The organism is Streptomyces sp. NBC_00209 (assembly GCF_045206345.1).
Taxonomy (GTDB): Bacteria; Actinomycetota; Actinomycetes; order Streptomycetales; family Streptomycetaceae; genus Streptomyces.
Genome location: NZ_CP108121.1, coordinates 1,857,249 through 1,876,712, shown reverse-complemented (window position 1 = coordinate 1,876,712; position 19,464 = coordinate 1,857,249). Strand labels below are relative to the sequence as shown.

Sequence of the window (19,464 nt, the reverse complement as noted above, 5' to 3'; positions counted from 1 at the left end):
AGGCACTGTTCCGGTGCCCGGCCCGCTGCAAGATCGCCCCGGACGTCCGGTTACGCTCGTTGGCATGAAACGCAGTGTGCTGACCCGATACCGGGTGATGGCCTACGTCACCGCCGTCATGTTGCTGATCCTCTGCGTGTGCATGATCTTCAAATACGGCTTCGACAAGGGCGAGGGTCTGACGCTCGTCGTCTCCCAGATCCACGGCGTGCTGTACATCGTCTACCTGATCTTCGCCTTCGACCTGGGCTCCAAGGCGAAGTGGCCGCTGGGCAAGCTGGCCTGGGTGCTGATCGCGGGCACGATCCCGACGGCCGCGTTCTTCGTGGAGCGCAAGGTCGTCCGCGAGGTCGAGCCGCTGATCGCGGACGCGGCGCCCGCGGCCCCCGCGAACGTCTGACCTCGACGAACCGCCCCGCGCGAAGCGCCGGGCGGTTTGTCATCGACATTTACTAGGACGTCCTAGTAAATTGGGGGGCATGGACGCTGACGCGATCGAGGAAGGCCGCCGCCGCTGGCAGGCCCGTTACGACAAGGCCCGCAAGCGTGACGCGGACTTCACCACGCTCTCGGGCGACCCGGTCGAGCCGGTGTACGGCCCCCGCCCCGGGGACGCGTACGAGGGCTTCGAGCGGATCGGCTGGCCCGGTGAGTACCCCTTCACCCGGGGGCTCCACCCGACCGGCTACCGGGGCCGCACCTGGACCATCCGCCAGTTCGCCGGCTTCGGCAACGCCGAGCAGACCAACGAGCGCTACAAGATGATCCTGGCCGCCGGCGGCGGCGGGCTCAGCGTGGCCTTCGACATGCCGACGCTGATGGGCCGCGACTCCGACGACCCCCGCGCGCTCGGCGAGGTCGGCCACTGCGGCGTCGCCATCGACTCCGCCGCCGACATGGAGGTCCTGTTCCAGGACATCCCGCTCGGTGACGTCACGACGTCGATGACGATCAGCGGCCCGGCCGTCCCGGTCTTCTGCATGTACCTGGTCGCCGCCGAACGCCAGGGCGTCGACCCGGCCGTCCTCAACGGCACGCTCCAGACCGACATCTTCAAGGAGTACATCGCGCAGAAGGAGTGGCTCTTCCAGCCCGAGCCCCATCTGCGCCTCATCGGCGACCTGATGGAGCACTGCGCCGCCTCCATCCCCGCGTACAAGCCGCTCTCCGTCTCCGGCTATCACATCCGCGAGGCCGGGGCGACGGCCGCGCAGGAGCTGGCGTACACCCTCGCCGACGGCTTCGGTTACGTGGAGCTCGGCCTCTCCCGCGGCCTCGACGTCGACACCTTCGCGCCCGGCCTGTCCTTCTTCTTCGACGCGCACCTCGACTTCTTCGAGGAGATCGCCAAGTTCCGCGCCGCCCGCCGCATCTGGGCCCGCTGGATGAAGGAGACGTACGACGCGAAGACCGACAAGGCCCAGTGGCTCCGCTTCCACACCCAGACCGCCGGGGTCTCCCTCACCGCGCAGCAGCCGTACAACAACGTCGTACGCACCGCCGTCGAGGCCCTGTCCGCCGTCCTCGGCGGTACCAACTCGCTGCACACCAACGCCCTGGACGAGACCCTGGCGCTCCCCTCCGAGCAGGCCGCCGAGATCGCGCTGCGCACCCAGCAGGTGCTGATGGAGGAGACCGGCGTCGCCAACGTGGCCGACCCGCTGGGCGGTTCCTGGTACGTGGAGCAGCTCACCGACCGCATCGAGGCCGACGCCGAGAAGATCTTCGAGCAGATCAAGGAGCGCGGCACCCGCGCCCACCCGGACGGGCGGCACCCGGTCGGCCCGATCACCTCCGGCATCCTGCGCGGCATCGAGGACGGCTGGTTCACCGGCGAGATCGCGGAGTCCGCGTTCCAGTACCAGCGGGCGCTGGAAAAGGGCGACAAGCGCGTCGTCGGCGTCAACGTCGCGCACGGCTCGGTCACCGGCGACCTGGAGATCCTGCGCGTCAGCCACGAGGTCGAGCGCGAGCAGGTCCGCGTCCTCGCCGACCGCAAGGAGGCACGCGACGACGCCCGGGTCAAGAGCGCCCTCGACGCGATGCTGGCCGCCGCCCGCGACGGCTCCAACATGATCGCGCCGATGCTCGACGCGGTCCGCGCGGAGGCGACCCTCGGCGAGATCTGCGGCGTCCTGCGCGACGAGTGGGGCGTCTACACGGAGCCGGCGGGCTTCTGACGTACCGGCTGTCCGGCGGCCGCGCCCAGGCCCGCCAGCAGCAGCAGCGTGAAGCGCCGGGCCCAGTCGGCATCGACGGGTTCGGCGCTCACCAGCGTCCGGTGCACCACCGCGCCGGCGATCACATCGAAGATCAGGTCCGCCGTCAGGTCCGCCGTGGCCTCGTCCGGCTCGACGGGCAGCTCGCCGCGCTCCTGCGCCCGCTGCCGCCCCTGGAGCACCAGCCGCTTCTGCCGGTTCACGATCGAGTCGCGGATACGGGCCCGCAGCGCCTCGTCCCGCGTCGACTCGGCGACCACCGCCATCAACGCGGTCCGGGTCTCCGGCCGGTCGAGCAGCGCGGCGAACTGGAGCACGACCGCCTCCACATCGGCGGCCAGGCTGCCCAGGTCCGGCATCTCCAGCTCGTCGAAGAGGACGGCCACCGCGTCCACGACCAGCTCGTTCTTGCCCGCCCAGCGCCGGTAGAGGGTCGTCTTGGCGACCCCGGCCCGCGTCGCCACGTCACCCATGGTCAGCTTCGACCAGCCGAGGTCCACCAGCGAGGCTCTGGTCGCCTCCAGGATCGCCTCGTCGGCCTCGGTGCTGCGCGGGCGTCCCGATCGTGCGGGTTTGGGGTGGGGGCGGCTGAGCATGCGGCGACCATACCCGCCAGTAGGTAAATCCGACCGGCCCCGGAAGCCGTGAGACAGATCACCGAACACCCTTGTGCGTGAGGGGGCGTGGCCAGTTACGCTACGGGTCGTAGCGTAAGACGACGGTCCGGACCGTCGTGGACGCCACGAACGAACGACAGCCACAGGCGCCGGGTGGGGACCGGGCGCCGAACCGGGTCTTTCAGGGGCTCCGCAGCCGTGTCTGTCCGTCCACCCCGCACGCCGGCGGGGGTCGCGGACGGGCGCGGTTTCACGTATCGCTTTCCGGAACGGCGCACCGAAGGGGGAGGATGTACGCATGCAGCCCAGAAACATGTCCATGAGCGGCGTCGTCGACCTCGCCGCGGTGAAGGCGGCCGGAGAGGCCAAGGCGAAGGCGGAGCAGGCGCGCGCCGACTCCGCACGTCAGGGCGGCCCCTCGGCCGTCCCCGCGTCCTCCCTCGTGATCGACGTCAACGAGGCGGGCTTCGAGAACGACGTCCTCCAGCGCTCCGCCGAAGTGCCCGTCGTCATCGACTTCTGGGCCGAGTGGTGCGAGCCGTGCAAGCAGCTGGGTCCGCTCCTGGAGCGCCTGGCCCACGAGTACAACGGCCGCTTCCTGCTGGCCAAGGTCGATGTCGACGCCAACCCGACGCTGATGCAGCAGTTCGGCATCCAGGGCATCCCGGCGGTCTTCGCGGTCGTCGCCGGACAGGCGCTGCCCCTCTTCCAGGGCGCGGCCCCCGAGGCCCAGATCCGGCAGACCCTGGACCAGCTGATCCAGGTCGGCGAGGAGCGCTTCGGCCTGACCGGCATCGCGGTCGACCCGTCGGACGCCCCGGAGGTCCAGGTGGCGGCTCCGGCCCCCGCCGGCCCGTACGACTCCCTCCTGGAGGCGGCCGCCCAGGCGCTGGACGCCAGCGACTTCGAGGGTGCCGTCCAGGCGTACAAGAACGTGCTGTCCGACGACCCGGCCAACACCGAGGCGAAGCTGGGCCTCGCCCAGGCCGAGCTGCTGGCCCGGGTCCGGGCGACGGACCCGCAGAAGGTGCGCGCGGAGGCGGCGGAGAAGCCGGCCGACGCGGACGCGCAGCTGGCGGCGGCCGACCTCGACCTCGTCGGCGGCCATGTCGAGGACGCCTTCGGGCGGTTGGTCGAGACCGTGCGCCGGACGTTCGGCGAGGACCGCGACCGGGTCCGGCTGCGGCTGCTCGACCTCTTCGAGGTGATCGGCCCGGAGGACCCGAGGGTCGGTGCCGCGCGTACCGCGCTCGCGCGCGTCCTGTTCTGATCCGCTCTGTCCGATCCGATTGTTCTGAACTGACAACACGGCCGCGGCCGCCTTCGGGCGCCGCGGCCGTTTTCGCGATCAGGCGATAAGAGTGGGCCCTGCTTTACCAAATCTTGATAAAAGCACGCCCTGTTACTCGCAGTAAATCGATCTTTGTGATCTGTCCCGTTTCGCTTAACCTTCCTCCTTTTCGTCCGTTGGTCCGGGGCCACCCTGTGTGGCCACTCGGTGCCAGCAGGTCGTGGCTCGGTTATGGGGGCGTTACCAGTGAGTAACGAACCCCCTTGTGTCCCGGCCGGGAATGGACCACGATCGGCCACGCTCGGTCCAATAACGCCAGTCCGGCTGCCAGTCGGGAGCGGCGGCTCCGTTGGGTCCCCACCGGGCGGGTCGGCGGCAGTGGCGCCGGCTCCGGACAGGGGGGTTCCTGCCGACCGGCAGGGCCTGTCCGATCAGGTCGCGTATACGCGTGACCAGTGGTTGTCGCTCGGGGGTGATCGCCGGTGAAGCGGACGCGGTACAGCCTCCGTTCGCGGGCGCTCTCCTTTCCGAGGACGTAGCACTTCTCCCATCCCAGGTCGGGCAGGATGCCTGACCGGAGATGTACGTCCGAGAAGGAGGAAAAGTATGAGTTCCCAGGTTCGCGGTGGCACGAGATGGAAGCGTTTCGCTGTCGTCATGGTGCCGAGCGTCATAGCCACCGCCGCCGTCGGCGTCGGTCTGGCCCAGGGCGCGCTCGCCGCGTCCTTCAGCGTGTCGGGCCAGGAGTTCAAGGTCAGGGCCGACGAACTGGACGGTGACAACTTCGTCCAGTACGGCAGCGTCGCGTCCGGCAAGAGCCTCAAGGGCGAGGATCAGGCGGCTCCGGTCGCCGTGTCCGGGTTCAGCCACGCCACCATCACCAAGATGTGCCAGTCGGTCGTCACGCCCAACCTGCCCTTCGGGTTGGGCAGTGTGACGCTGAAGCTGACCGCCGGTGATCCGGGGAATGCCACGGGCGAGGAGAGGAAGAAGAAGCTGGTCGACGCGACCGGCCTCTACCTCGACGTCTCGGATCTCAACGCTGACGCCGAGTTCAAGAACATCGACATCGGTGTGCGCTCGGGCGATCTGAAGGGCCCGGGCATCCAGCCCGGGACCGAGGAGAAGGTCAACCCGAACGGCTTCGCGCAGCGCGCTGAGCACGCCAATCTGAAGAACGTCAAGCAGAAGGCGTGGGCCACCACGGCAGGAACGTTCAAGCTGCCGGGTCTGCACCTTGGGCTGTCCAAGGGCGTCGACGAGTGCTACTAGGGCACTAGCCCGGGCGGGCGGGGGCGCATCACGGGCCCCCGGCCGCCCACCCTTCTCTTTCTCACGGCAGTACCGGTTCCCAGGGAGCTGTTTTCCATGAGCCCCGAATCCCAAGGGCAGAACGAGCACTACCTCACCCTCTCCTGGCGAGGCTTCCGCACCTGGCGGGGTGACCGGCCGTTCTGGGCCGGACTGTTCACCATGCTGGGCGGCGTGCCCATCATGTACTTCCCGTATGCGAACATGCACCTCGGCAACGTGACGCTGGCGATGTCCACCACGGCCGGCGCCGGTTCGCTGATCATCGGTGTCCTGCTCGTCACGCTGGGCCTGACGATGTGGTTCCACAGCATCGTCCGCGTGTTCGCCGGTGTCGCCGCGATTCTGCTGGCCCTCATCTCCATACCCGTCGCCAACATCGGCGGCTTCATCATCGGCTTCGTCCTCGCCCTGCTCGGCGGCGCGCTCTCCGTGTCCTGGGCCCCGGGCGAACCGCAGGCGGCCGCGGAGCCCGCTCCCGCCGAGGAGACCCCGGAGACCGTCTCGTTCGCGAAGGACGAGCCGTTCCCCGAGGGCGCGCTCCACGGGGCCGGTGTTCCCGAGCAGCCGCAGGCCCCGTACGACACCACCGTCGAGGGCGGGAGGCACCGTGCGGGGTGACGACGAGCAGATGAACGGCGCGGACGAGAACGGGGCCCGCGAACGCAGGGGCCCCCGCCACGCCGCCCCGAAGAAGTCGCTGCTGACGAAGCTCCACATGCCCGCGGGCAAGAAGGCGTTCGCGCTCGCCGCGATGCCGACGGCGGTCTTCGTCGGGATGGGCCTCACGCCCCGGCTGGCGATGGCCGACGACACGGCGGACATCCCCTTCGCGCCCGGCCCCTGCGTCACGCGCTCCGACGAGCCGAGCGAGTCGGCGGAGCCGACGCCCTCCGCGTCGAAGACGCCGTCCCCGTCCACGAGCGAGAGCGCGAAGCCGACGCCGGGGACGACCGACGAGGCGACCCCGAAGCCCACGGCCACGGGCTCGGCGGACGACACCGCGAAGAGCACCGACACCGCGAAGAAGAGCACCGACGCCGCCCCGGCCGAGACCCCGGCCGCCACCCCGTCGCCCACGAAGACGACGAACCCGCTCGACCCGCTGGGCCTCGGCGACGCGCTCAAGGACCTCTTCGACGGTGACAAGGACAAGGAGACGGCGAGCCCGTCCCCGAGCCCCACCACGGCCTCCCCGAAGCCGTCCGCCACCGCGGACACCGAGGACTCCAAGGACGAGACCGCGGACAAGGCCACCGACGCGGCGAAGGACACCGCCGACAAGACCACCGAGGCCATCCGCGACGCGGCCGGCAAGGCGGGCCGGACGGTCGAGGAGCTGGACGAGGACGTCAAGGGCACCGACGCCAAGAAGGACGAGGACATCCCGGACGGCGCCAAGGAGCCGTTCCCGTGCCCGACCGCGGACCCGGAGGCCCTGGCCGACGCGAAGCTGGAGCCGGGCATTCCCAACCTGCCCACCGACCCGTGGATCCTGGAGAGCTCGCTGCTCACCCTGAACGGGCTCGACTACAAGGGCATCGTGGAGGTACGGGCGGGCAACACCACCAAGAAGGTGCTGAAGTTCACCGCGTCCTCGATCGACATCAAGGACCTGCACCAGCTGACGACCGGCCCCCAGCCGGGCACCACGGGCCACGTGCAGGCGCGGAAGGGCTCCACCTCCACGATCCGCAACGGCACGGTGACGATGTACACGGAGGAGCTGAAGGGCAACCTCTTCGGCCTCATCCCGATCACCTTCAGCCCGGAGACCCCGCCCCCGCTGAACGTCCCGTTCGCCTTCTTCACGAAGGTGAAGGTCACCCAGGCCGGCCAGTTCGGCGGCACCCTGACCGTCCCGGGACTGCACAACTACTTCACCCAGGACGGCGCCTGACGCCTCTCGTTAGCATGGCGACGGCCCGCCGCCCCTCGGGGTGCGGGCCGTCACCATGTTCGTCAACGTCTGCGGGGGACACGTGAGTTCGTTGTACGCGACGCAGCCGGGAGAAGCGCGTATCGCAGCGGAGGCGGGCGCGGGCGGGGCTCCACGGCCGCCTTCGACAACGCGCCGGCCGAGCGCTGCACGAGCGCGTACAACGAAGGAGCGGCCGGACGCCGGGACGCTGGAGATCCCGCTCGTCCACAACGGCGTGGTCGCCTTCTCCGTGGCGGCGAACCGCCGCCCGAGGCACCGGATCCTCGCGGACCCGGCGGGCGGGGCCGGGGACAACGAGTGGCTGGGCCTCACGTTCCGGACCTCGAAGACCGTGTGAGTTCTACGGGCTGCGGCGCCGCGAGAACGAGGAGACGGACTTCGTGTACCCCGCGCTGGACCGCACCGTCAGCGCGAGCGATCTGCTGCCGCCGGTCTGAAAAGGGCGGTGCCCCCGGTTCGGAGGAACCGGGGGCACCGTGGTCATGCCGGGTGTCAGCCCTGGTCCTGACCGCCCACGTGGTGGACGCGGACCATGTTGGTGGTGCCGGGGACACCGGGGGGCGAGCCGGCCGTGATGACCATCGTGTCGCCCTCGTTGTAGCGGCCGAGCTTCAGCAGCTCCGAGTCGACCAGGTCCACCATCGCGTCCGTGGTGTCCACGTGCGGGACGACATGGGCCTCGACGCCCCAGCTGAGGGCCAGCTGGCTGCGGGTGGACTCGTCCGTGGTGAAGGCCAGGATCGGCTGCGCGGCGCGATAGCGGGACAGGCGGCGGGCGGTGTCACCGGACTTGGTGAAGGCGACCAGGGCCTCGCCGCCCAGGAAGTCCGCGATCTCGCAGGCCGCGCGGGCGACCGAACCGCCCTGGGTACGGGGCTTCTTGCCCGGCACCAGCGGCTGGAGGCCCTTGGAGAGCAGCTCCTCCTCGGCGGCGACCACGATCTTCGACATGGTCTTGACGGTCTCGATCGGGTACGCGCCGACCGAGGACTCCGCGGAGAGCATGACCGCGTCCGCGCCGTCCAGGATCGCGTTGGCGACGTCGGACGCCTCGGCGCGGGTCGGACGGGAGTTGGTGATCATCGACTCCATCATCTGGGTCGCCACGACCACCGGCTTGGCGTTGCGCCGGCACAGCTCCACCAGGCGCTTCTGCACCATCGGGACCTTCTCCAGCGGATATTCGACGGCGAGGTCGCCACGGGCGACCATCACACCGTCGAACGCCATGACGATGCCCTCCATGTGCTCGACGGCCTGCGGCTTCTCCACCTTGGCGATGACGGGGACCCGGCGGCCCTCCTCGTCCATTACCTTGTGGACGTCCTTGATGTCGTCGGCGTCCCGGACGAAGGAGAGCGCGACCAGGTCACAGCCCATCCGCAGGGCGAACCGCAGGTCCTCGACGTCCTTCTCGGACAGGGCCGGCACGTTGACCGCGGCACCCGGCAGGTTGATCCCCTTGTGGTCGGAGATCACCCCGCCCTCGATGACGATGGTGTGGACCCGGGGGCCGTCCACGGAGACGACCTTGAGCTCGACGTTGCCGTCGTTGATCAGGATCGGGTCGCCCTTGCTGACGTCACCGGGCAGGCCCTTGTAGGTCGTGCCGCAGATCGACTTGTCCCCGGGGACGTCCTCGGCGGTGATGACGAACTCGTCCCCGCGGACCAGCTCGACCGGACCCTCGGCGAACTTCGCCAGGCGGATCTTCGGGCCCTGGAGGTCGGCGAGCACGCCGACCGCCCGCCCGGTCTCGGCGGCAGCCTTGCGGACCCGGTCGTAACGACCCTGGTGTTCCGCGTGGGAGCCGTGACTGAAGTTGAAACGGGCCACGCTCATGCCGGCCTCGATCAGAGCGACGAGCTGCTCATGGGAGTCGACGGCGGGGCCGAGGGTGCAGACGATTTTGGAACGGCGCATGAGGCGGATCCTATCGGTTTGTTTCGCTGCGGAATATTCCGGCTGGTGGAAGATACAAAAGGGCGCGGGTCCGCTCAGTTGTCGACCAGTGCGAAGGTCTGATTCGCGATTTCCAGCTCCTCGTCCGTCGGCACCACGGCGACCGCGACCCGCGCGTAATCCGGCGAGATCAGCCGCGGTACGCCGGACCGTACGGCGTTGAGATCCGCGTCCACCGCGAGGCCCAGCTCCTCCAGTCCGGCGATGGCAGCCTCCCGTACCGGGGCGGAGTTCTCGCCCACCCCCGCCGTGAAGACCACGGCGTCCACCCGGCCGAGGACCGCCGCATAGGCGCCGATGTACTTCTTCAGCCGGTGGACGTAGATGTCGAAGGCGAGCGCGGCACGCTCGTCGCCCTCGTCCACCCGGCGCCGGATCTCCCGCATGTCGTTGTCACCGCACAGCCCCACCAGGCCGCTCTTCTTGTTGAGCAAGACGTCGATCTCGTCCGCCGACATCCCCGCCACCCGCTTCAGATGGAAGGTGACGGCCGGATCGATGTCCCCGGACCGGGTACCCATCACCAGCCCCTCCAAGGGGGTCAGGCCCATCGACGTCTCCACGCACCGCCCGCCCGCGACCGCCGACGCGGACGCCCCGTTGCCCAGGTGCAGCACGATGACGTTGACGTCCGCCGGCTCCTTGCCCAGCAGCTCGGCCGCCTTGCGGGAGACGTACGCGTGCGAGGTGCCGTGGAAGCCGTAGCGGCGGATGCGGTGGGCGTCGGCCGTCTCCACGTCGATCGCGTACCGCGCCGCGTGCTCCGGCATCGTCGTGTGGAACGCCGTGTCGAACACCGCCACCTGCGGCAGGTCCGGGCGCAGCGCCTGGGCGGTGCGGATGCCCGTGATGTTGGCCGGGTTGTGCAGCGGCGCCACGGGGACCAGGCGCTCGATCTCCTTGAGGACCTCGTCGGTGATCACGGTCGGCTCGGTGAACCGGAGCCCGCCGTGCACCACCCGGTGCCCGATCGCCGCCAGCTCCGGGGAGTCCAGGCCGAGCCCGTCGGCGGCCAGCTCCTCGGCCGCCGCCTTCAGCGCCTCGTCGTGGTCGGCGATCCGGCCCTCGCGCTCCCGGGGCTCGCCGCCCGCGGCCAGTGGGGTGTGGACGAGCCGGGAGGTCTCCTCGCCGATCCGCTCGACCAGACCGGACGCCAGCCGGGAGCGGTCGTCCATGTCGAGCAGCTGGTACTTCACGGAGGACGAGCCGGAGTTGAGCACGAGCACCCGGCTCGGCTTCCCGGCCGCCGCCGCGTCTTCGGTGTTCGGGGTGGTCATGCGGGTCACTCCTCGCCCTGGGCCTGGATCGCGGTGATGGCCACGGTGTTCACGATGTCCTGCACGAGCGCGCCCCGGGACAGGTCGTTGACCGGCTTGCGCAGCCCCTGGAGGACCGGGCCGACCGCCACCGCGCCCGCCGAGCGCTGCACGGCTTTGTAGGTGTTGTTGCCGGTGTTGAGGTCCGGGAAGATCAGGACCGTCGCCTGCCCGGCCACCTCGGAGCCCGGCAGCTTGGTCGCGGCCACGCTCGGCTCGACCGCCGCGTCGTACTGGATGGGACCCTCGATCCTCAGGTCCGGGCGGCTCCCGCGCACCCGGTCCGTCGCCTCGCGCACCTTGTCCACGTCGGCGCCGGTGCCGGAGGTCCCCGTCGAGTACGACAGCATCGCGATCCGGGGCTCGACGCCGAAGCGGGCGGCGGTGGCGGCGGACTGCACGGCGATGTCCGCGAGCTGCTCGGCGTCCGGGTCCGGGTTGACCGCGCAGTCGCCGTACACCAGCACCCTGTCGGCGAGGCACATGAAGAAGACCGACGACACGATCGAGGCATCGGGCTTGGTCTTGATGATCTCGAAGGCCGGCCGGATCGTCGCCGCCGTGGAGTGCACAGCCCCGGAGACCATCCCGTCGGCCAGGCCCTCCTGGACCATCAGGGTGCCGAAGTAGTTGACGTCCGAGACCACGTCGTACGCCAGCTCGACCGTCACTCCGCGGTGCGCCCGCAGCTGTGCGTACCGCTCGGCGAACGACTGGCGCAGCTCCGAGGTCTGCGGGTCGATGAGCTGGGTCTCGGCCAGGTCGATGCCGAGGTCGGCGGCCTTCTTGCGGATGACGTCCGGGTCACCGAGCAGCGTGAGGTCGCAGACGTCCCGGCGCATCAGCACGTCGGCCGCGCGCAGCACGCGTTCCTCGGTGCCCTCCGGCAGCACCACCCGGCGCCGGTCCGCGCGCGCCTGCTCCAGCAGCTCGTGCTCGAACATCATCGGCGTGACCCGGCCGCTGCGGGCGACCGAGACCCGGTCGAGGAGGGCGGCGGTGTCGACGTGGCGCTCGAAGAGGCCGAGCGCGGTCTCCGCCTTGCGCGGGGTCGCCGCGTTGAGCCTGCCCTCCAGGGCGAAGAGCTCCGCGGCGGTGGGGAAGGAGCCGCCGGCCACCGAGACGACCGGGGTGCCCGGTGCGAGCCGCGCGGCCAGCGTGAGTATCTCCTCGCCGGGCCGCTCGTCCAGGGTAAGCAGCACCCCGGCGATCGGCGGCGTCCCGGCGCTGTGCGCGGCGAGCGAGCCGACCACCAGGTCCGCGCGGTCCCCGGGCGTCACCACCATGCACCCCGGGGTCAGCGCCTTCAGCAGATTCGGCAGCATCGCCCCGCCGAAGACGAAGTCCAGCGCGTCCCGGGCGAGCCCGGAGTCGTCGCCGAGGAGCACCGTGCCGTCCAGGGCCGCCGTGATCTGGGCGACCGTCGGCGCCGAGAGGGCCGGCTCGTCCGGCAGCACCGAGCAGGGGACCGGCAGGGTCGCGGCGAGGCGTTCCGCGACGACGTCCCGGTCGGCGGGGGCCACCCGGTTCACGATCATCGCGAGCACGTCGCAGCCCAGGCCCGAGTACGCCCGGTACGCGTTGCGGGTCTCGGCGCGCACCGACTCCGCGTTCTGGTCCTTGCCGCCGACCACCGCGATCACCGAGGCGCCGAACTCGTTGGCCAGGCGGGCGTTGAGCGCCAGCTCGTCCGGGAGCTGGGTGGCGGCGAAGTCGGTGCCGAGGACGAGGACCACCTCGTAGTCGACGGCCACCCGGTGGAAGCGCTCGACCAGCCGGGAGACGAGTTCGTCGGTGCCCTGCTCGGCCTGGATCGCGGACGCCTCGTGGTAGTCCATCCCGTAGACCGTGCCCGGGTCCTGGGAGAGCCGGTAGCGGGCCCGCAGCAGCTCGAACAGCCGGTCGGGGTCGTCGTGCACCAGGGGGCGGAACACCCCGACCCGGTCCACCTGGCGGGTCAGCAGCTCCATGACGCCCAGGTCCACGACCTGGCGGCCGTCTCCCCGGTCGATCCCGGTCACGTACACGCTGCGCGTCACGCGTGCTCTCCCGTCGTCTCTGGTCCGGCATAGTGCCCGGTTCGAGTGGTAATCGCCCGTTTGACGATACCCGTGGGGGCGGAGGGGCCGCCCGCCGGACGACTGCCCCGCGAAGGCGCCCGCAGGCCGCCCCGGAGCAGCCGGGAGCGCGAGCCGCGCGCCCGGCGTGGGACACTCGTCGTGACTCACGGTACGGGGGAGGGGGAAGAAGCCCCCGTTCCGGATGCCAGTGGACGGGCCCAGCGAGCAGGAGACGGAACAGGATGCGCATCGGAGTTCTCACCGCAGGCGGCGACTGCCCCGGCCTGAACGCAGTGATCCGTTCGGTCGTCCACCGGGCCGTCGTCGGCCACGGCGACGAGGTCATCGGTTTCGAGGACGGCTTCAAGGGCCTCCTCGACGGCCACTTCAGGCCCCTCGACCTGAACGCGGTCAGCGGCATCCTCGCCCGCGGCGGCACCATCCTCGGCTCGGCCCGCCTGGAGCGCGCCCGGCTGCGCGAGGCCGCCGAGAACTGTGCCGAGCTGAGCCGTCGTTACGGCATGGACGCGCTGATCCCGATCGGCGGCGAGGGCACCCTCACCGCCGCCCGGATGCTCGCGGACGCCGGAATGCCCGTCGTCGGCGTCCCGAAGACCATCGACAACGACATCTCCTCCACCGACCGCACGTTCGGCTTCGACACCGCCGTGGGCGTCGCGACGGAGGCCATAGACCGTCTGAAGACCACCGCCGAGTCCCACCAGCGCGTGATGGTGGTAGAGGTGATGGGCCGCCACGCGGGCTGGATCGCGCTGGAGTCCGGCATGGCCGGCGGCGCCCACGGCATCTGCCTCCCCGAGCGCAAGTTCGAGGTGGACGACCTGGTCAAGATGGTCGAGGAGCGCTTCGCGCGCGGCAAGAAGTTCGCCGTCATCTGCGTCGCCGAGGGCGCGCACCCGGCCGAGGGCTCGATGCCGTACGCCAAGGGCGAGATCGACCAGTTCGGACACGAGCGGTTCCAGGGCATCGGCAACCGGCTGGCCGTCGAGCTGGAGAAGCGGCTCGGCAAGGAGGCCCGCCCGGTCATCCTCGGCCACGTCCAGCGCGGCGGCACCCCGACCGCGTACGACCGCGTCCTCGCCACCCGCTTCGGCTGGCACGCGGTGGAGGCCGCGCACCGGGGCGACTTCGGCCGGATGACCGCGCTGCGCGGCAACGACATCGAGATGGTCCCGCTCGCCGAGGCGGTCACCCAGCTCAAGACGGTCCCGCTGGACCGGATGCACGAGGCCGAGTCCGTCTTCTGAGCGGGTTGCGCGGAAGGGCCGGCCGTTACGCGGAAGGGCCGGCCGCCTCCCAGAAGCGGGGCACGATCCCGGCGAGGAAGGCCCGGCCCTCCTCGCCGGTGTTGCCCGGCCGGTCCGTGCCCGCGCTGCTCCAGCTCAGCGTGGAGACCATCAGCGCCTGGTAGTCGCCGTGCAGCCGCTCCAGGACCTCCTGGACGCGGCGCCGGTCCACCGGTGCCAGCTTGGCCACCGGCCGCGAGTACGCCTGCCACCGCGTCGTCACCGCGCTGCGCAGCAGGTCCGCCAGCTCCTCCTCGCGCCCGGTCGCCGTCACGAAGTCCGCGGGCGTCAGGCCCAGCGCCTCGCTCAGCGCGGCGGACTGCCTTTCATTGCCCCGCCACCGCCCCGACTCCTCCATCCGCAGATACGCGGAGGCGGCCAGCCCCACCCGGGCGGCCAGCTCGTCCGGCGACAGCTCCCGGGAGACCCGGTGCTCGCGCAGGCTGCGCGCGGCCGTCAGCAGCTCGCCCGGGGCGCACCACAGCACCCCGGCCAGTGCGGTGAGTTCGTATTCCGAGGGGAGCGCGAGCCCGCGCTCCCAGGCGGCCACCGTCTCGGCGGTGATCCGTAGTCCGTACTGAGCGCCGAGACCATAGGCGACATGGCCGGGAGCCATACCCAGGGCCTCGCGGAGTCTTCGGGCGGCGGGGGCGTTGAAAGGCGGAGAGGGGTGCACGGGGACACCGTAAGGAGGTCGGGGCCCCGCTGACTACGGTGTGTTCGCCCGAGAACACGGCTCATAGGAAGGTCCTAGGCACAAAAGCCGCGTCAGGGGACCTGTCGCCCCCGCTCAGCGCCCTTCCGGCCGCCACCGGTAGTGCAGCTCCGGCCGTCCCACCTGGCCGTACTGCGGACTGCGCACGGCCCGCCCGGCCGTCACCAGGTGCTCCAGATAGCGGCGCGCGGTGATGCGCGAGATCCCCAGCTCCAGGCCCGCCGCCGCGGCCGTCAGACCGTCCGGGGCCGCCCGCAGCGCCCCGGTCACCGCCTCCAGGGTCGGGCCGCTCAGCCCCTTGGGCAGCCGGGCCGGCTCCGGGGCCCGCAGCGCGGCGAGCGCCCGGTCCACCTCTTCCTGCCCGCTCGCCTCACCGGCCGCCGCCCGGAACTGCGCGTACCGCACGAGCCGGTCCCGCAGCGTGGCGAAGGTGAACGGCTTCAGGACGTACTGCACGACGCCCAGCGAGACGCCCTCCCGGACCAAGGCCAGGTCGCGGGCCGAGGTCACCGCGATCACGTCCGCCGCGTGCCCGGCCGCCCGCAGCGAGCGCAGCAGCTGGAGCCCGTGCCCGTCGGGCAGATAGAGGTCCAGGAGCAGCAGGTCGACCGGGGTGCGCTCCAGCGCCCGGACCGCCTCGGCCCGCGAGTGCGCCACGGCGGACACCGCGAAGCCCGGCACCCGGCCCACGTACAGCTGATGCGCGTCGGCCGCCACGGGGTCGTCCTCCACGACCAGGACCCGGATCACGAGACGCCCCCCTCCGCCGCCGTCACGAGCGCGCCGCCCTCCCGCGCCAGCGGCAGCCGTACGGTGAACTCCGCGCCCCCGTCCGGACCCCGCTCCAGCGCCACCGTCCCGCCGCCCCGGTGCGCCGCCTGCCGGACCAGGGCAAGGCCGAGGCCGCGCCCCGCGCCGTGCGTCGACCAGCCGGACCGGAACACCTCGGCCGCGTCCCCCGGGGCGACCCCGGCCCCGTTGTCCGCGACCCGCAGCAGCAGTTCGCCCCCGTCGGCGAGCGCGGTGACCGTGACCCGGCCGCGCACGGGCGCCTCCTGGGTCACCGCGTCCACCGCGTTGTCGATCAGATTGCCGAGGATGGTCACCAGATCGCGGGCGGGCAGCGACGCGGGCAGCGCGCCGTCGTCTATCAGGCTGTCCTCCGCGAGCACCAGCTCCACGCCCCGTTCGTTCGCCTGCGCCGCCTTGCCCAGGAGCAGGGCGGCGAGCACCGGTTCACCGACCGCGCCCACCACCCGGTCGGTGAGCGCCTGGGCCAGCTCCAGTTCGGCCGTGGCGAAGCCCACCGCCTCGTCCGCCCGGCCCAGCTCGATCAGCGAGACCACGGTGTGCAGCCGGTTCGCCGCCTCGTGCGCCTGGGAGCGCAGCGCCCGGGTGAAGCCGCGCTCCGAGTCCAGTTCCCCGGACAGCGCCTGGAGCTCGGTGTGGTCGCGCAGGGTCACCACGGTGCCGCGCCGCTCGCCGCCGACCACCGGACGGGTGTTGACGACGATGACCCGGTCCGCCGTCAGGTGCACCTCGTCCACCCGCTCCTCGGAGGCGAGCAGAGCCCCGGTCAGCGGGGCCGGCAGATCGAGGTCGGCGACCCGGCGGCCGACGGCGCCCGGGGCCAGGCCGAGCAGGTCCCGGCCCGCGTCGTTGAGCAGGGCGATCCGGCGCTGCCCGTCCAGCATCAGCAGCCCCTCGCGCACCGCGTGCAGGGTCGCCTCGTGGTAGTCGTGCAGCCGGCTCAGCTCCGCCGCGTTCATCCCGTGCGTGTGCCGCCGCAGCCTCGCGTTGATCACGTACGTGCCGAGCCCGCCGAGCACCAGGGCCGCGCCCGCCGCCAGCGCCAGGGCGCCCAGCTGCGCCCGCACCTGCGAGGAGACCCGGTCCACGGTGATGCCCGCGCTGACCAGCCCGGTGATCCGGCCGCCGTCGCGGACCGGGGTGACGACCCGGATCGAGGGCCCGAGCGTGCCGGTGTACGTCTCCGAGAAGGTCTCCCCGCGCAGCGCCCGGGCGGTGTGCCCGAGGAAGGTCTCACCGATGCGGTCGGCGTCCGGGTGCGTCCAGCGGACCCGGTCCGGGCTCATGATCGTGATGAAGGCGATCCCGGTGTCCTTGCGCACCCGCTCCGCGTACGGCTGGAGCGTGGCGGACGGGTCGTCGGTGCGGATCGCCTCCCGGACGGACGGCGATCCGGCCACCGAGAGGGCCACCGCCCGCGCCTGCCGCGCCGCCGTCTCCTCGGCCTGGCCGCGCCCGGAGACGTACGCGAAGCACGCGCACCCCGCCACGACGGCCGCCACCAGCACCACCTGCCACGCGAACAGCTGGCCGGCCAGGCTGCGCGGTCGGGTACGGGGGAAACGCATGCGGATAAGTGTGCCTGGCCGAAAACGTATGAACGAAATGACCGTAAGGGTGACCGGGGTCACAGCGGGCGGGATAGTCGCCGGGACCCCCGGCACGGGGGTGGGACGACGACGACCCGAGGAGACCCCCGTGGCAGTGAGCGCCGCCGAAACGGAACGCACCAAGCCGGACCGTACGAAGTACCTGTATCTCGCCGTGATCGTGGCCGTGGGCCTCGGCATCCTCGTGGGCTTCGTCGCCCCCGACGCCGCCGTCGAGCTCAAGCCCATCGGCACCGGGTTCGTGAACCTGATCAAGATGATGATCTCGCCGATCATCTTCTGCACGATCGTCCTGGGCGTCGGCTCGGTCCGCAAGGCCGCCAAGGTCGGGGCCGTCGGCGGGCTCGCCCTCGGCTACTTCCTGGTCATGTCGACGGTGGCCCTGGCCATCGGCCTGATCGTCGGCAACATCCTGGAGCCCGGCTCCGGCCTCCACCTCACCGAGGCGGTCCGCGCCGCCGGTGAGAAGCAGGCGGAGGGGGCCGGCGAGTCCACCACGGACTTCCTGCTCGGCATCATCCCGACCACCCTGGTCTCCGCCTTCACCGAGGGCGAGGTCCTCCAGACCCTGCTGATCGCCCTGCTCGCGGGCTTCGCCCTCCAGGCCCTGGGCCGGACCGGCGAGCCGGTGCTGCGCGGCATCGCGCACATCCAGCGCCTCGTCTTCCGCATCCTCGCCATGATCATGTGGGCGGCGCCCATCGGCGCGTTCGGCGCGATGGCCGCGGTGGTCGGCGAGACCGGCGTGGACGCGCTGAAGGCACTCGCGGTCATCATGATCGGCTTCTACATCACCTGCGCGCTCTTCGTCTTCGTGGTGCTCGGCGCGATCCTGCGCCTGGTCGCGGGGGTCAACATCTTCGCGCTGCTGAAGTACCTCGGCCGCGAGTTCCTGCTGATCCTGTCCACCTCCTCCTCGGAGTCGGCGCTGCCCCGGCTGATCGCGAAGATGGAGCACATGGGCGTCAGCAAGCCCGTCGTCGGCATCACCGTGCCGACCGGCTACTCCTTCAACCTGGACGGCACCGCGATCTACCTCACGATGGCCTCGCTGTTCATCGCCAACGCGACGGGCGACCCGCTGAGCATCGGCGAGCAGATCTCCCTGCTGGTCTTCATGGTCATCGCGTCCAAGGGAGCCGCGGGCGTCACCGGCGCCGGTCTCGCGACCCTCGCCGGCGGCCTCCAGTCGCACCGCCCCGAGCTGGTGGACGGCGTCGGCCTGATCGTCGGCATCGACCGCTTCATGAGCGAGGCCCGCGCCCTGACCAACTTCGCGGGCAACGCGGTCGCCACGGTCCTCGTCGGCACCTGGACCAAGGAGATCGACCGCGAACGGGTCGACCAGGTGCTCTCCGGCGCGATCCCCTTCGACGAGAAGATGCTCAGCGACGAGGGACCGGCGGAGCCGTACGTCCCCGAGGCCCGCGAGGGCGGTGAGGACCGGCCCTCGCTCACCAAGGTCTGACGCCCTTGCCTTGACGTCGGCGTCAAGGATTACGGTCGCGGTATGCGAATCGGGGAGCTGGCCGAACGGGCCGGGACGACGACGCGGACGCTGCGCTACTACGAGTCGCGCGGGCTGCTGCCCGCGCGGCGCGCGGTGAACGGCTACCGCACGTACGACGAGAGCGACCTCGGGCTGATCCAGCAGATCCGGACCCTCCAGGACTTCGGGTTCGACCTGGAGGAGACCCGGCCCTTCGTGGAGTGCCTGCGGGCCGGGTACCCCGCCGGGGACGCCTGCCCCGCCTCGCTGGCCGTCTACCGGCGCAAGCTCGGCGAGCTCGACCGGCTCATCGAGCAGCTGCGGGCCGTCCGCACGGAGGTGGGTACCCAGCTGGCCCGCGCCGAGCTGGAGGCGTCCGCCGAACTGCCCGGCGGCCCCGAACCACGCTGCGAACTGGGAGGATGACAGATGATCCACGTAACGGGCGTCGACGAGCTCACCGACGAGACCTTCGACGCCGAGGTGCTGGGGGAGACCCGGCCCGTCCTGGTCGAGTTCACCGCCGACTGGTGCGGCCCCTGCCGCCAGCTCGCCCCGGTCCTGGGTGCCATCGCCGAGGAGGAGCGCGAACGGCTCCGCGTCGTGCAGATCGACGTCGACCGCAACCCGGGGACCAGCACCCGGTACGGCGTCCTGTCGATGCCGACCCTGATGGTGTTCCGGGACGGCGAACCGGTGAAGTCCATGGTCGGCGCCCGCCCGAAGCGGCGGCTCCTCCAGGAGCTGGAGGACGTGCTCTGACCGCCCGAGGGGGCGGGGCCGCCGTGGCCCCGCCCCCTCGTCGCGTCACCGCG

The 19,464-nt window shown here is 71.3% G+C and carries 17 protein-coding genes and 1 pseudogene; 11 read left to right on the top strand and 7 right to left on the bottom strand.

What is annotated here, in order from left to right; genetic code table 11:
- The first annotated feature begins 64 nt into the window (after positions 1–64).
- Positions 65–400, top strand: a complete 336-nt coding sequence (locus OG867_RS08090) for a DUF3817 domain-containing protein (protein WP_406283920.1) — start codon at positions 65–67, stop codon at positions 398–400.
- Positions 401–479: 79 nt separating this feature from the next.
- Entirely contained in the window at positions 480–2,180 is a 1,701-nt protein-coding gene (locus OG867_RS08085; RefSeq protein WP_406283918.1) for a methylmalonyl-CoA mutase, read from the top strand.
- On the opposite strand, the gene OG867_RS08080 is transcribed toward OG867_RS08085, so the two are convergent.
- A complete protein-coding gene (locus OG867_RS08080; RefSeq protein WP_406283916.1) occupies positions 2,156–2,815 on the bottom strand; it encodes a TetR/AcrR family transcriptional regulator in 660 nt (219 codons plus the stop codon). The two genes, OG867_RS08085 and OG867_RS08080, sit on opposite strands and share 25 nt — an antisense overlap.
- A 319-nt stretch (positions 2,816–3,134) precedes the next feature.
- Here OG867_RS08080 and OG867_RS08075 point away from each other — a divergent pair, with 319 nt between their 5' ends.
- The 5 genes and pseudogenes from OG867_RS08075 to OG867_RS08055 form a co-directional block, all read left to right on the top strand.
- Complete coding sequence (locus OG867_RS08075) at positions 3,135–4,106, top strand: tetratricopeptide repeat protein (RefSeq protein ID WP_328902468.1); 972 nt, start codon at positions 3,135–3,137, stop codon at positions 4,104–4,106.
- Positions 4,107–4,733: 627 nt separating this feature from the next.
- Positions 4,734–5,399, top strand: coding sequence for a DUF6230 family protein (locus OG867_RS08070; protein ID WP_406283913.1), 666 nt, complete (start codon positions 4,734–4,736; stop codon positions 5,397–5,399).
- Positions 5,400–5,495: 96 nt separating this feature from the next.
- Positions 5,496–6,059: a DUF6114 domain-containing protein gene (locus OG867_RS08065; RefSeq protein WP_406283911.1), complete on the top strand. Its 564-nt coding sequence runs from the start codon at positions 5,496–5,498 to the stop codon at positions 6,057–6,059.
- On the top strand, positions 6,049–7,338 hold the full coding sequence (locus OG867_RS08060; RefSeq protein WP_406283909.1) for a hypothetical protein: 1,290 nt from the start codon (positions 6,049–6,051) through the stop codon (positions 7,336–7,338). Before OG867_RS08065 ends, OG867_RS08060 begins: the two co-directional genes overlap by 11 nt.
- Positions 7,339–7,540: 202 nt before the next feature.
- Positions 7,541–7,817: pseudogene (locus OG867_RS08055) on the top strand (hypothetical protein); the annotation flags it as partial.
- A gap of 55 nt (positions 7,818–7,872) precedes the next feature.
- Here OG867_RS08055 and pyk read toward each other — a convergent pair.
- From pyk to pta, 3 genes are all read right to left on the bottom strand, one after another.
- Complete coding sequence (gene pyk, locus OG867_RS08050) at positions 7,873–9,303, bottom strand: pyruvate kinase (protein WP_406283907.1); 1,431 nt, start codon at positions 9,301–9,303, stop codon at positions 7,873–7,875.
- A gap of 74 nt (positions 9,304–9,377) precedes the next feature.
- Positions 9,378–10,619 carry an acetate kinase gene (locus OG867_RS08045; protein WP_328902474.1) on the bottom strand — a complete coding sequence of 414 codons (1,242 nt, stop codon included), beginning with the start codon at positions 10,617–10,619 and terminating at the stop codon, positions 9,378–9,380.
- A gap of 5 nt (positions 10,620–10,624) precedes the next feature.
- On the bottom strand, positions 10,625–12,697 hold the full coding sequence (gene pta / locus OG867_RS08040; RefSeq protein ID WP_406283905.1) for a phosphate acetyltransferase: 2,073 nt from the start codon (positions 12,695–12,697) through the stop codon (positions 10,625–10,627).
- Positions 12,698–12,960: 263 nt separating this feature from the next.
- Here pta and OG867_RS08035 point away from each other — a divergent pair, with 263 nt between their 5' ends.
- Entirely contained in the window at positions 12,961–13,986 is a 1,026-nt protein-coding gene (locus OG867_RS08035) for an ATP-dependent 6-phosphofructokinase (RefSeq protein WP_018102575.1), read from the top strand.
- Between the two features lie 25 nt (positions 13,987–14,011).
- On the opposite strand, the gene OG867_RS08030 is transcribed toward OG867_RS08035, so the two are convergent.
- From OG867_RS08030 to OG867_RS08020, 3 genes are all read right to left on the bottom strand, one after another.
- Positions 14,012–14,641: a helix-turn-helix domain-containing protein gene (locus tag OG867_RS08030; RefSeq protein WP_406290828.1), complete on the bottom strand. Its 630-nt coding sequence runs from the start codon at positions 14,639–14,641 to the stop codon at positions 14,012–14,014.
- Positions 14,642–14,815: 174 nt separating this feature from the next.
- Complete coding sequence (locus OG867_RS08025; RefSeq protein WP_406283902.1) at positions 14,816–15,490, bottom strand: response regulator; 675 nt, start codon at positions 15,488–15,490, stop codon at positions 14,816–14,818.
- Entirely contained in the window at positions 15,487–17,118 is a 1,632-nt protein-coding gene (locus OG867_RS08020) for an ATP-binding protein (RefSeq protein WP_406283900.1), read from the bottom strand. The genes OG867_RS08025 and OG867_RS08020 overlap by 4 nt, the downstream gene beginning before the upstream one ends.
- A 136-nt stretch (positions 17,119–17,254) precedes the next feature.
- On the opposite strand from OG867_RS08020, the gene OG867_RS08015 reads away from it, so the two are divergent.
- Genes OG867_RS08015 through trxA form a run of 3 tightly spaced genes read left to right on the top strand, consistent with a single transcriptional unit; the run spans position 17,255 to position 19,411 of the window.
- Positions 17,255–18,628: a cation:dicarboxylate symporter family transporter gene (locus OG867_RS08015; RefSeq protein WP_328904468.1), complete on the top strand. Its 1,374-nt coding sequence runs from the start codon at positions 17,255–17,257 to the stop codon at positions 18,626–18,628.
- Positions 18,629–18,670: 42 nt separating this feature from the next.
- Positions 18,671–19,075, top strand: coding sequence for a MerR family transcriptional regulator (locus OG867_RS08010; RefSeq protein ID WP_406283898.1), 405 nt, complete (start codon positions 18,671–18,673; stop codon positions 19,073–19,075).
- A gap of 3 nt (positions 19,076–19,078) precedes the next feature.
- On the top strand, positions 19,079–19,411 hold the full coding sequence (trxA, locus tag OG867_RS08005; RefSeq protein ID WP_161212871.1) for a thioredoxin: 333 nt from the start codon (positions 19,079–19,081) through the stop codon (positions 19,409–19,411).
- The last annotated feature ends 53 nt before the right edge of the window (positions 19,412–19,464 follow it).

Excerpts from the sequence above, each read along its gene's own strand:
- pyk (WP_406283907.1), bottom strand. The coding sequence starts at position 9,303 with ATGCGCCGTTCCAAAATCGTCTGCACCCTCGGCCCCGCCGTCGACTCC.
- OG867_RS08075 (WP_328902468.1), top strand. The coding sequence starts at position 3,135 with ATGCAGCCCAGAAACATGTCCATGAGCGGCGTCGTCGACCTCGCCGCG.
- OG867_RS08010 (WP_406283898.1), top strand. The coding sequence starts at position 18,671 with ATGCGAATCGGGGAGCTGGCCGAACGGGCCGGGACGACGACGCGGACG.
- trxA (WP_161212871.1), top strand. The coding sequence starts at position 19,079 with ATGATCCACGTAACGGGCGTCGACGAGCTCACCGACGAGACCTTCGAC.
- OG867_RS08080 (WP_406283916.1), bottom strand. The coding sequence starts at position 2,815 with ATGCTCAGCCGCCCCCACCCCAAACCCGCACGATCGGGACGCCCGCGC.
- OG867_RS08070 (WP_406283913.1), top strand. The coding sequence starts at position 4,734 with ATGAGTTCCCAGGTTCGCGGTGGCACGAGATGGAAGCGTTTCGCTGTC.
- OG867_RS08030 (WP_406290828.1), bottom strand. The coding sequence starts at position 14,641 with ATGGCTCCCGGCCATGTCGCCTATGGTCTCGGCGCTCAGTACGGACTA.
- OG867_RS08045 (WP_328902474.1), bottom strand. The coding sequence starts at position 10,619 with ATGACCACCCCGAACACCGAAGACGCGGCGGCGGCCGGGAAGCCGAGC.
- OG867_RS08090 (WP_406283920.1), top strand. The coding sequence starts at position 65 with ATGAAACGCAGTGTGCTGACCCGATACCGGGTGATGGCCTACGTCACC.
- OG867_RS08085 (WP_406283918.1), top strand. The coding sequence starts at position 480 with ATGGACGCTGACGCGATCGAGGAAGGCCGCCGCCGCTGGCAGGCCCGT.
- OG867_RS08020 (WP_406283900.1), bottom strand. The coding sequence starts at position 17,118 with ATGCGTTTCCCCCGTACCCGACCGCGCAGCCTGGCCGGCCAGCTGTTC.
- OG867_RS08035 (WP_018102575.1), top strand. The coding sequence starts at position 12,961 with ATGCGCATCGGAGTTCTCACCGCAGGCGGCGACTGCCCCGGCCTGAAC.
- OG867_RS08065 (WP_406283911.1), top strand. The coding sequence starts at position 5,496 with ATGAGCCCCGAATCCCAAGGGCAGAACGAGCACTACCTCACCCTCTCC.